11 protein-coding genes are annotated in these 11846 nt (G+C 62.0%); 9 read left to right on the top strand and 2 right to left on the bottom strand.

The window, feature by feature from the left end; genetic code table 11:
* Nucleotides 1-135: 135 nt before the first annotated feature.
* The 4 genes from fabI (at nucleotide 136) to ACTG4B_RS14710 (ending at nucleotide 4639) form a co-directional block, all read left to right on the top strand.
* Nucleotides 136-942 carry an enoyl-ACP reductase FabI gene (gene fabI / locus ACTG4B_RS14725; RefSeq protein ID WP_439156458.1) on the top strand — a complete coding sequence of 269 codons (807 nt, stop codon included), beginning with the start codon at nucleotides 136-138 and terminating at the stop codon, nucleotides 940-942.
* Between the two features lie 10 nt (nucleotides 943-952).
* Nucleotides 953-1456, top strand: coding sequence for a xanthine phosphoribosyltransferase (gene gpt, locus ACTG4B_RS14720; RefSeq protein WP_439156457.1), 504 nt, complete (start codon nucleotides 953-955; stop codon nucleotides 1454-1456).
* Between the two features lie 84 nt (nucleotides 1457-1540).
* The gene (locus ACTG4B_RS14715; RefSeq protein ID WP_439156456.1) at nucleotides 1541-2716 is read left to right on the top strand and encodes an aminotransferase; all 1176 of its coding nucleotides are present in this window, start codon (nucleotides 1541-1543) and stop codon (nucleotides 2714-2716) included.
* 84 nt (nucleotides 2717-2800) lie between these two features.
* Nucleotides 2801-4639 carry a peptidyl-prolyl cis-trans isomerase gene (locus tag ACTG4B_RS14710; RefSeq protein ID WP_439156455.1) on the top strand — a complete coding sequence of 613 codons (1839 nt, stop codon included), beginning with the start codon at nucleotides 2801-2803 and terminating at the stop codon, nucleotides 4637-4639.
* Between the two features lie 22 nt (nucleotides 4640-4661).
* Here ACTG4B_RS14710 and ACTG4B_RS14705 read toward each other — a convergent pair whose 3' ends face one another.
* Entirely contained in the window at nucleotides 4662-6197 is a 1536-nt protein-coding gene (locus ACTG4B_RS14705) for a divergent polysaccharide deacetylase family protein (protein WP_439156454.1), read from the bottom strand.
* Nucleotides 6198-6461: 264 nt separating this feature from the next.
* Here ACTG4B_RS14705 and trpD point away from each other — a divergent pair, with 264 nt between their 5' ends.
* From trpD to lexA, 5 genes are all read left to right on the top strand, one after another.
* The gene (gene trpD / locus ACTG4B_RS14700; protein WP_439156453.1) at nucleotides 6462-7478 is read left to right on the top strand and encodes an anthranilate phosphoribosyltransferase; all 1017 of its coding nucleotides are present in this window, start codon (nucleotides 6462-6464) and stop codon (nucleotides 7476-7478) included.
* Between the two features lie 156 nt (nucleotides 7479-7634).
* Nucleotides 7635-8441 (top strand): indole-3-glycerol phosphate synthase TrpC, encoded by an 807-nt coding sequence (trpC, locus tag ACTG4B_RS14695; protein WP_439156452.1) that lies wholly within the window; start codon nucleotides 7635-7637, stop codon nucleotides 8439-8441.
* Nucleotides 8441-8917 (top strand): cyclic pyranopterin monophosphate synthase MoaC, encoded by a 477-nt coding sequence (gene moaC / locus ACTG4B_RS14690; protein WP_439156451.1) that lies wholly within the window; start codon nucleotides 8441-8443, stop codon nucleotides 8915-8917. Before trpC ends, moaC begins: the two co-directional genes overlap by 1 nt.
* On the top strand, nucleotides 8914-10086 hold the full coding sequence (locus ACTG4B_RS14685; RefSeq protein WP_439156450.1) for a molybdopterin molybdotransferase MoeA: 1173 nt from the start codon (nucleotides 8914-8916) through the stop codon (nucleotides 10084-10086). The genes moaC and ACTG4B_RS14685 overlap by 4 nt, the downstream gene beginning before the upstream one ends.
* A gap of 80 nt (nucleotides 10087-10166) precedes the next feature.
* A complete protein-coding gene (gene lexA, locus ACTG4B_RS14680) occupies nucleotides 10167-10853 on the top strand; it encodes a transcriptional repressor LexA (protein ID WP_439156449.1) in 687 nt (228 codons plus the stop codon).
* On the opposite strand, the gene ACTG4B_RS14675 is transcribed toward lexA, so the two are convergent.
* Nucleotides 10847-11846: ComEC/Rec2 family competence protein (locus ACTG4B_RS14675; protein ID WP_439156448.1), on the bottom strand; the 1000-nt coding region annotated here is incomplete at its 5' end. The two genes, lexA and ACTG4B_RS14675, sit on opposite strands and share 7 nt — an antisense overlap.

Genomic DNA, 11846 nt, shown 5'->3' with positions numbered 1-11846 from the left:
CTCTCTTTGTCTTAGTGGTAGGATCAATCATACGATGTGGCAACCTTTTTACTACATTACGTCAACAGCTTGCCGTGGCCCGGTCAATCGCCTAAACGAGTTGCTAGCATAGTCACATCGATGAAGGTTACAGCAATGACATCACAGCTGCTGCAGGGAAAACGCGGCCTGATCATGGGCCTCGCGAACGACAAATCCATCGCTTGGGGCATAGCAAAGGCCTGTGCCGATGCCGGTGCCGAACTTGCGTTTTCCTATCAGGGTGAAGCGTTGCAGAAACGCGTCGGACCGCTTGCCGCCTCTGTCGGCTCGGATATCGTGCTTCCGTGCGATGTCGGCGACGAAGCATCCATTGATGCGCTGTTTTCGGACCTCGAGGCACGCTGGGGCAAGATGGATTTTATCGTCCACGCCATTGGTTTTTCTGACAAGAATGAACTGCGCGGACGTTACGTTGATACCAGCCGCAACAATTTCCTGATGTCGATGGATATCTCGGTCTATTCCTTCACGGCCGTCGTCAAACGCGCCGAAAAGATGATGACCGACGGCGGGTCCTGCCTGACACTGACATATTATGGCGCCGAAAAGGTGATGCCGCATTACAATGTCATGGGCGTCGCCAAGGCCGCACTGGAAGCATCGGTGCGCTATCTTGCCGAGGATCTGGGCAAGGACAACATCCGCGTCAACGCGATCAGCGCCGGCACGATCAAGACACTGGCCGCATCGGGCATCGGCGATTTTCGGCTGATAATGAAGTGGAATGAATACAATTCCCCGCTGCGCCGCACCGTGACGCAAGAGGAGGTCGGCAAATCCGCGCTCTACCTGCTGTCCGATCTGGGCAGTGCCGTGACAGGCGAGGTTTTGCATGTCGATGCGGGGTATCATGTCGTCGGCATGAAGGCCGTCGATGCGCCCGATATCACCAAAGAATAGGACCGCTGCCATGAACGACCGCCTGCCGCATGAAAAAGGGTTTCATATCAGCTGGGATCAAATCCACCGCGACAGCCGTGCGCTGGCGTGGCGGCTGGATGGCATGGGACCGGACGACGGGGGCTGGCGCGCGGTTGTCGCAATCACCCGCGGCGGGATGGCGCCCGCGATGATTGCCGCGCGCGAACTGGATATCCGCACGGTCGATACGATCAGTGTCAAAAGCTACGACCATCAGGACCAATCGGCGGCGAAAATCCTTAAATCCCCCGATCCGGGCCTGATGGGCGACGGCACCGGCATCCTGATCATCGACGACCTTGTGGACAGCGGCAAGACACTCGAACTGGTGCGCGCCAAGTACCCCAATGCGCATTTCGCAACCGTCTATGCAAAGCCGCAGGGCCGGCCGCAGGTCGATACCTTCATAACCGAGGTCAGTCAGGATACCTGGATATTCTTTCCATGGGACATGGCCCTGCAATATGTGGAACCCTACCGGGGCAAGGACTGAACAGGGCCTTCTTCTGTTGAAAAATACCTCCGCCGGAGGCACCCAAAAATGTAATGCGGCGCAGCCGCCCCTTTTGGAAAAATCATGACACATCCGCGCACAAGCCAGACATTCGCGCCCCCCGTGATGGAGGCACGGCGCTGGCTTGACGGGGTCACGCACCCGGCCGACCGGCCGTTGTTGAATGTCAGTCAGGCGGCCCCGGTCGATCCGCCTCCGCCTGCCATGTGCGATGCCATGGCCGACATCATCCGCAACGATCCGGCGGTGCATCTTTACGGCCCGGTTCTGGGAATGCCCGCACTGCGCGCCGCGGTGGCCCAGCAATGGACCGTATCCTATGGCGGGACGGTCACGGCGGATCAGGTCGCCATCACGTCGGGTTGCAATCAGGCCTTTGCCGCCGCCATCGCATCGCTCTGCGCCGAAGGCGACGAGGTGATTCTGCCTGTTCCGTATTACTTCAACCACCGCATGTGGCTGGATATGTCGGGTGTGCACACGGTGCCGTTGGGGGTCGGGCCGGACATGGTGCCGCGCGCCGAAGATGCCGCCGCACTGATCACGCCGCGCACCCGCGCCATTGCGCTGGTCAGCCCCAACAACCCCTGCGGCGTGGAATATCCTGCCGGGACGTTGCACGCCTTTGCCGACCTGGCGCGCACCCATGGGGTCGCGCTGATCGTCGATGAAACCTACCGCGATTTCGACAGCCGCAGCGGCGCTCCGCATGATCTGTTCACCGATCCGCATTGGGATGACACGCTGATCCAGCTTTATTCCTTCTCCAAGGCGTATCGGCTGACTGGCCACCGCGTGGGTGCGGTCATCGCCAGCACTGCCCGATTGGCCGAGATCGAAAAGTTCCTTGATACGGTCACCATCTGCCCCAACCAGTTGGGCCAGCGTGCAGCCCTTTGGGGGATGCAGAATCTGGGTGATTGGCTGGCGGACCAACGGCAAGAAATTCTGGCACGCCGCGCCGCGATCACCGACAATTTCCCCACGCTGGCCGCGCAAGGTTGGAAACTGCTGGGCTGCGGGGCGTATTTCGCCTATCTGCAACATCCCTTCGGGATCAGTTCCGCTGATCTTGCCCCCATTCTGGTGCAGCAGGCGGGGGTGCTCTTGCTGCCCGGCACGATGTTCATGCCGGATGACGTGGCGGGTGGTGCAAGCCAGTTGCGGATCGCATTCGCAAATGTCGATGCCTCCGACATCGCCGTTTTGTTTGACAGGCTGGCAAAGCTGCACCTGTGACCCTTGCACCATACGCCGCGCACCCGTATTCATGCGCCACCCGCGACAGCGGGACCAACGACAGGAACGGGGCTTGATCGACAGATGGCTGAGAAGAAGAAAAACAAATACGGTGCGTGGTTCATCGTCATCCTTTTGCTGGTCGGGCTTGCAGGCTTTGGCGCGGGGGGGCTTTCGGGCAATATCCGCAATATCGGCACCGTCGGCGACAAGGATGTCAGCGTACAAGCCTATCAACGTGCCTTGACCGAGCAAATCAACGCCCTGCAGGCACAGTTCGGCAGCCCGGTGTCCTTTCAGCAGGCGCAGGCTTTTGGCATTGACCAGACAGCACTGAACCAGCTGATCCTGACCCGAACCCTTGACAACGAAGCCAGCAATCTTGGCCTGTCTGTCGGCGATGCCCGGGTGCTGGACCAGTTGCGCGCAATCCCCCGTTTTCAGGGTGCAGGCGGGTTCAACCGCGATTCTTATCGGTTTGCGTTGGAGCAGATGGGAATGAATGAGGCCGCGTTCGAAACCGGCATCCGCGAGGATATCGCACGCTCGCTGTTACAGGCCGCCGTCGTCAGTGGCATTCCCGACGCCGCGACCTTTGCCGACACGATGGTGCAATACATCGGCGAGCAGCGCAGCGTGACATGGGCCGCGGTCACAGCAGATGATCTGACAGCCCCGCTTCCCGGCCCGACCGAGGCTGATCAGCGCGCGTATTACGACGAAAACCCCGATGAATTCACCCGCCCCGAAACCCGCGACATCACCTACGTCTGGCTGACCCCGGACATGTTGCAGGATGCGATGACAGTGCTCGATGACGCAATTGCCCAGCTTTATGAAAGCCGCAAGACCGATTTCGTTCAGCCCGAACGCCGCTTGGTAGAACGGCTTGTCTATGTCGGCCAGGACCGGGCCGATGCAGCGCGCGCGCGTCTGGACGCTGGCGAAGTCACATTCGAGGAACTGGTCGCCGAACGCGGGCTTTCACTGTCGGACATCGATCTTGGCGACGTTGATCAGGAAACCTTGCGCGGCGCGGGCGAGGCTGTTTTTGCCGCCGCCCCCGGAGACGTGGTCGGACCGTTCAATTCGTCCCTTGGGCCCGCGCTGTTTCGGGTGAACGCCATTCTGGCCGCACAGGAAACCACACTGGAAGAAGCGACACCGGAACTGCGCGAGGAACTGGCCGCCGATGCTGCCCGCGAGGTGGTCAATGGCGACATGGATAATATCATCGACCTTCTGGTCGGTGGCGCAACACTGGAAGACATCGCCGCGCGCACCGAAATGGAACTTGGCCAGATCAACTGGACCCCGGACACCACAGACGGCATTGCCGCCTATGATGATTTCCGCGCGGCCGCTGCAAATGTCGAACAAGGTGCATCTGCCGAAGTGACCGACCTTGCAGACGGCGGCATCTTTGCGCTGCGTCTGGATGGAATCACACCGCCAACCCTGAACCCTTTCGCGGAAGTGCGCGATGCAGTTGATATCGCGTGGCGCGCCGCCGCGCAGCAACGTGCCGTGGTCGCCCGCGCAGAAGAGATCGCGGCGGCGATCCAGCCACTGACGGGTTTTGACACAGTTGGCCTGAATGCCCGCCAGGAACAGAACCTGACGCGCCGCAGTTTTCTCGAGGGCACGCCCCCCGGATTTAACGACCGGATTTTTGACATGTCCGTGGGTGACGTCAGTGTCATCCCTGGCGCTGACGGTGCGATCATCGTGCGGCTGGATGACATTGCCGCACCTGATCCGGCAGATCCGACGGTTGCTGCACAGCGCGAACAACTGGCCGCCAACGCCGCTGCAGGCATCGCGCAAGAGGTTTTCGAAAACTACGCCGACGCCTTGCGCCAGCAAACCGACGTGGCAATTGACCAGGCCACAGTGAATGCAGTGAACGCCCAGTTCCAATAAGGGCGGCGCTGGGTGCAACCCATCAGGGTTGCGCCAGAATGCCCGATGCAGGCGCGATCGCGATCTGATTGATGTTGGCGTCTTCCGCCCATTCGGACAGTCCCGCCAGAAGATCAGCGGTCAACGGCCCTGACAGCACGACACCCGCGCCCTGACGGGCACGGAACGCCGCCTGATCCAGCGCGCGGTTGATTGCGTCGCCTGTTTCACCGACCAGATCACGCTTTACGATTGCGGCGGGCACACCGGCCTGTGCAGCGATCCGCGCAAGGCGGCTAAGACCGCGATCGACGGCCACCAGGCCAAGCCCTTCGGCTGCCAGGAGGTTAACCATCTGTTCGGTGACAACGCGATCGCCTTGCAGCACGTCATCACCACCAGAGAATAGAACAACTGCCTCGGGCAGGATCACGTGGGCCGCCGCAAAGGCGACCTCTACGTCTTGCGCGCGCGCACCTTGCGGCAGTGCCGCCTGCAGCCCGATTTCGACGCCTGCCGCGCGATAGGCCAACATGCGGGTCGCCGCATCGGGATCAAGCGGATCAAGGACGACAGTCACCGGAAAGGAAAGGCCAGCCAGCGTCGCCGCCGCATCGGGCATCGTGCCATCGTCAATCAAGACGATACTGACCAACGGCCAGCCTTGGGGGTTTTCAAACGTCGCGGCAAATCGCTGCAGTGCCGGCGCATCCTCGTCTACGGCATCCGGCTGGGCAATTTCGGCTGGTGTTCCGGCTGGTGCAGGTGCGTCTGCCCCAGGACGGTTTACACGCACGCCGGAATTGATCTGCGGCAAGACAGTCGTGCTGCTGATGTCGCCGTCGCTTACAGGGGGCGATGAATCCGTAGGCAATACCGGTAAAGGCGCCGGTGCCGGAACATCGGAAGCAACAGGTGGATCCTCTCGGACGACCGCGTTGGGCGGCGGTGTATCGATCTGCGGGGCGGGGTCGGTCGCAGCCGCTGGTGCGGCCGGTGCAACTGGCGGGGATTGTGATGCCGTCGGCTGCGGTGCCGGTTCATTCGACGCGATCCCGGGGTCTCTGCCGTTGGTCTCGGGCGATGCAACATCCGCATCCAAAGACGGTAGATCGGGTGCGGCGGGTGCTGCATCCACTGTCGTGGGGACCTGCGGCGCCAGATCTTTTGCAGGGACAATGGCAGGGGCAGGTCTGGGCAGGGCATTCACCGCATCTTTGCCATCCGCGGCGGACGGCGCGGCATCGTCTGGCGGCGTTCCCGCGACATCGGCCTCTGGCGCGCGCATTGCGGTATCAACAGGGGCCGGTTGCGGCGAGAGAGGCGTGGTGGCAATGGGTGCAGGCGGGTCTGTCCTATCGCTTGAATTGATCGGAGATTCAGCACGCGCGGGCGCTTCGGGTGCCTGCGTGCTGGCCGGCATGGCATCAGAAACGGCTGGCCCCGCTCCGGCGGCGGATGCTTGGGGCGCCTGCGGCTGGTTTACCACCACCGGTGGTTCGTGCGCCAGTGACGCCAGCCCAAGCCCGGTGGTTCCCAGAACCAGCCCCCATACCGCACCCGACACTGCTCCGCGCATCCACACCCTCACTGTTTTGGTGACCCGTTTCCATCAGCAACCGGGCGTCGCACGACCGGTCTTCGCTTGGCGGGGCTTATATCGACTACAAAGCAGCGAATGCACCCCTTTTCTCAACCTGAGCAGGAATTATCCGACCACAGGGCGTGCAGCCCCGGCAAAAGGCTGGTATCGCAAGATTTCATCGCCAATATTGGCTGGAAGTCGCTCCGATAATCGCCCTAGGATGCGTCGCAGAAAGCCAAGACCGAAAAAAGGTGCCGCATGAGTGACGCGCTCAAACCTCTGATCCACGCCGCCGCCGAAGGCCCGCTGACCCGCGCCCAAGCCGAACAGGCTTTCGAGATCCTGTTCGAGGGCAATGCAACACCGTCACAGATCGGCGGGCTATTGATGGCGCTGCGCACACGTGGCGAAACGGTGGACGAATATGCCGCCGCCGCCGCTGTCATGCGCGCCAAATGCCTGGCTGTCACCGCACCCGAGGGGGCGATGGATATCGTCGGCACTGGCGGTGACGGCAAGCACACGCTGAATATTTCCACAGCAACCGCCTTTGTCGTGGCAGGGGCCGGTGTGCCGGTGGCCAAGCACGGCAACCGCAACCTGTCCTCAAAGTCAGGCACCGCGGATGTGCAGGGGCAGATGGGAATCAACGTCATGGTCGGCCCAAAGGTCGTGGAACGCGCATTGGCCGAGGCCGGGATCGGGTTCATGATGGCGCCGATGCATCATCCGGCCATCAAACATGTGATGCCGACGCGGGCGGAACTGGGCACAAGAACGATCTTTAACATACTCGGGCCATTGACAAATCCTGCTGGCGTCAAGCGTCAGCTAACAGGCGCTTTCAGCCGTGACCTGATCCGCCCAATGGCCGATACCCTGCTGGCGCTAGGGTCCGAGGCTGCCTGGCTGGTCCACGGTTCCGACGGCACAGACGAGCTGACGATCACCGGGGTATCATGGGTGGCCGCCCTGAAAGACGGCGCCGTGACTGAATTTGAAATCACGCCAGAAGATGCGGGCCTGCCGGTGCATGCCTTTGCCGAAATCGTCGGCGGCACACCTGAGGAAAACGCAACCGCATTTCGCGCCTTGTTGGATGGGGCAACAGGTGCATTCCGCGATGCGGTGCTGTTGAATGCGGCGGCCGCACTGCTGGTCGCGGGCAAGGCCGCCGATCTGCGCGAAGGCGTCGCACTTGCGCGTGACAGCATCGACTCTGGCCGCGCGAAACAGGCCCTCGAGACGCTGGCGCGCATCACATCCGAGGCCTGATGTTCGATCCGGCGCAGCTTGGCGATGGCGCCGGTCAGGGCCTGACGATGACCGCGCCCTGTCATGCCACTGTGGATTTTTCGGACCATGCCCATTTTAAATGACCAACCAGTGGCTTATTGATCGTGGCGAACATCCAATCAACCGGGCGGACCCATGAGCGACATTCTGGAAAAAATCAAAACCTACAAACTGGAAGAAATCGCCGCCCGCAAGGACAAGGTGCCCCTGGCACAGGTCGAGGCGCGCGCGCATGAGGCCCCGCCCGTGCGCGGTTTTGCGGATCGTCTGGCCGAGGCCGCGCGCGAAGGCTATGGTCTGATCGCAGAGATCAAGAAAGCAAGCCCGTCAAAGGGATTGATTCGCGCTGATTTCGATCCGCCCGCCCTGGCCGAAGCCTATGAGGTCGGCGGCGCAACGTGTTTGTCGGTATTGACCGACATCCCCAGTTTTCAGGGCGCCGACAGCTATCTGACGGCGGCGCGCAGCGCCTGCAACCTGCCCGCCCTGCGCAAGGATTTCATGTATGACACCTATCAGGTGGCCGAGGCCCGCGCGTTGCATGCCGATTGCATCCTGATCATCATGGCATCAGTCAGCGACGCACAGGCGCAGGAACTGGAACAAGCTGCGTTTGCTTGGAATATGGACGTGTTGATAGAGGTGCATGACGCCGAAGAACTGGAACGGGCAACCTTGCTGAAATCCCCGCTGATGGGGATCAACAACCGCAACCTCAAGACGTTCGAAACCACGCTGGATACCACGCGCACCCTGTCGAAACTGGTGCCAGCCGACCGCATGATCGTATGCGAAAGCGGGCTTTCCACACCAGACGATCTTGCCGAAATGGCGCGCTATGGCGCACGGTGTTTTCTGATCGGGGAAAGCCTGATGCGGCAGGCAGACGTGACGGCCGCCACGCGCAAGCTGCTGGCGCACCCGGCCACGGGGGATATGTAATGGCCGATCTGACCCATTTCGACGATCACGGCCAGGCCCATATGGTCGATGTATCGGACAAGCCCGTCACGGCCCGTGTCGCCGTGGCCCAAGGGTTCATCCGCATGACCGCCAACACGCTGGCGCTGATAACCGAAGGGCGTGCAAACAAGGGTGACGTGCTGGGGATCGCCCGGATTGCCGGCATCATGGGGGCCAAGAAAACCGCCGATCTGATCCCGCTGTGCCATCCTTTGCCAATCACCAAGGTCGCACTGGATCTGACGCCGGATGATACCCTGCCCGGCATCCGCATCACTGCCACCGTGAAAACAGGTGGTCAGACAGGGGTAGAAATGGAGGCGCTGACAGCCGTCAGCGCCGCCGCCCTGACGGTCTATGACATGGTCAAGGCCGTCCAAAAAGACATGGAAATCGGCGGTATCCGCCTGACGCTGAAAGACGGTGGTAAATCGGGCCGGTTCGAGAATCCATGATCACCGTCGCGCAAGCCCTCGATCACCTGTTTGCACTGACAGCCCCCCTGCCCGTCGAAGACGTTCCGCTGGCGCAGGCCGGTGGCCGGGTTCTGGCCCGCGATGTCACCGCGCGGCGCGATCAGCCGCCCTTTGCGGCCTCGGCGATGGATGGTTATGCGCTGGCCGGTACAGACGCGCGCCCCGGTGCAAGTTTCACTGTCATCGGGGAAGCCGCTGCAGGGCACCGCTTTGCCGGCACTGTGGCGCGGGGACAGGCGCTGCGTATCTTCACTGGCGCGCCCTTGCCCGCTGGCACCGATCATGTGGTGATCCAAGAGGATGTGACCCGCGCGGGCGACACCATCACCCTTGGCGATACATTGGAAGCCAAACCACACGTCCGGCCCGCGGGTGCCGATTTTCGCACCGGCGACACGATCAATGCGCCACGCCTATTATCCCCGTCCGACATTGCCCTGCTGGCTGCGATGAATATCAGCAGGGTGCCGGTGACACGCCGCCCCGTCGTGGCGATTATCGCGACGGGCGACGAATTGGTGCAGCCGGGTGAAACCCCCGGCCCTGACCAGATCATCGCCTCCAACAGTTATGGCCTGGCGGCATTGCTGCAAGCGATTGGCGCGCAACCACGGCTGCTGCCGATCGCACGCGACACTGTGCCAGCGCTGAACCTTGCGTTTGAACTGGCGCAGGGTGCCGATCTGATCCTGACCATCGGCGGGGCGTCGGTGGGTGATCATGATCTGGTCGGTGATGTGGCGCAGGCCAACGGGATGGAACGGGCGTTTTACAAGATTGCGATGCGCCCCGGCAAGCCGCTGATGGCTGGTCGCATTGGTGATGCGATGATGATCGGCCTTCCCGGCAACCCGGTGTCAGCGATGGTTTGCGGACATATTTTCGTGGTGCCGGTGATCCGGTCGATGCTGGGCCTGGGCCAGTCGGCCGCCCCACGCCAGACGGCCACGCTGGCCCATGACATTGGCGCCAACGGGCCGCGCGAGCATTATACCCGCGCCCGGGTGACCGACCAGGGTGTCGCCATCTTTGACCGGCAGGACAGTGCCCTGCTGACGGTGCTGGCCGATGCCAACTGTCTTGCGGTCCGTCCGATCAATGATGGGCCGCGGCCCACCGGGGCCACAATCGAGATTATCCCGCTGTGATCGCCTTTGCGCGAAGATATGTTGACACAAAACAGGAACATGCATAGAACATACGGACAACCTGCGAGGGGAGCGGCCAAATGTTGACCAAGAAACAACTCGACCTTTTGGAATTCATCCACAAGCGCGTTCAGCGCGATGGCGTCCCCCCCAGTTTCGACGAGATGAAAGAGGCGCTCGATCTGCGGTCAAAATCCGGGATTCACCGCCTGATCACCGCACTGGAAGAACGCGGGTTCATCCGCCGTCTGGCGCATAGGGCCCGCGCGCTGGAAATCATCAAACTGCCCGATGCGATGCAGGGCAAAGCCGGGTTCACGCCCCGCGTGATCGACGGCGACAGGCCTGACAGCACCCCGGCCCGCGCCATGCCGGTGGAAACTGGTTCGGTCGAACTGCCCGTCATGGGCCGGATCGCCGCCGGTGTCCCGATCGAGGCGATTTCCCAAGTATCACACAACGTGCACGTGCCGCAGTCCATGGTCGGCAAGGGTGATCATTATGCGCTGGAGGTCAAGGGCGACTCGATGATCGACGCCGGGATCAACGACGGCGACGTGGTGGTGATCCGCGAAACCACCGTGGCCGATAACGGCGATATCGTCGTTGCCCTTGTCGAAGGGCATGAGGCGACGCTGAAACGGTTCCGCCGCAACGGCAATTCGATCGCACTGGAGGCCGCAAACCCCGCGTATGAAACACGGGTGTTCCGGGATGATCAGGTCAAGGTGCAGGGCCGTCTCGTCGGGTTGATCCGCACTTACTGATCCGCCCCCGCGATCACGGTCGTCGCTTTCTTGTCTGCAAGTGACAGCCGCAGTGGCGGCGCAACCGGCCCTTGCCTGTTGTTCCAGGGTCGGTGACCGGCGACCCCATGGGCCGTAGTGATCTGCAAATCGCCTGCCGGTGTCAGATCAATCGCCAGCGCGCCAGTGTCGCGCAGACGGCCCAAATCATACACTACACAGGGACGCGGCCCGGCATCTGTCTGGTTTGATATCAAAATATCCGCTCCACCGCAGCCCTGCATGTCTGCCAGAACGGTCTTGCCCGATGCCTGCACGATCCGCCATTCCCCCAGAGGCGCAGAAACAACCCGCACCTGCCTGTCCAATCCGGGGCGCGCGGCGGCGATATCCTGCGCGACCGGCGCCCCGTCGTTTTCCAACCAAATCCCGGCGACAAAGCTGCCCCCTGTCGGCTTTGACAGCACCCGCCCCTCGGGCCGCGCCAGACCGATCAGCGCGCCGCTGTCAGCGACCAGCAAATCGGGCCGTGTGCTTTGCTGCCACAGCAAGGCCGCAATAATCACGCCCGCCCCGCCCGCAAATCGCGCCCGCCCCTGCCAGAGGATGAAATACAACAGGCCCAGCGTCAGCACCGGCAACACGGCAGGATGCGGCGCATGCACGTGGCCAACCGCCCCGTCCATCCCGGCGACATGTCCGGCCACGAACAGGATCCAGCGCAGGCCAAGGTCCATGAACCATAGCCCCACAGCCGCCAGCCCAAAGGGGACCAGGCAGGCCGCCAGCACAGCGGCAGGCATCACCAGCAGCCCCATCAGCGGCACGCTGAGTAAATTGGCGATCAGACCATAATGCGCGATCTGGTTGAAATGCGCGGCTGCAAATGGCGCCGTGGCCAGCCCCGCGATGAACGATGACAGAACCACTGACAGCACCGGTCGCGTCCAGCGTGGCAACCTGTGCATATCAAACCGCCGCAGATAGCCAAAGGCCGCCACCAGCGCGGTGGTC

Origin of the sequence: Yoonia sp., from assembly GCF_965660735.1 — a bacterium.
GTDB lineage: Bacteria > Pseudomonadota > Alphaproteobacteria > Rhodobacterales > Rhodobacteraceae > Yoonia.
Note: the sequence above shows the minus strand (reverse complement) of the source record. Positions and strands in the feature narration are given on the sequence as shown.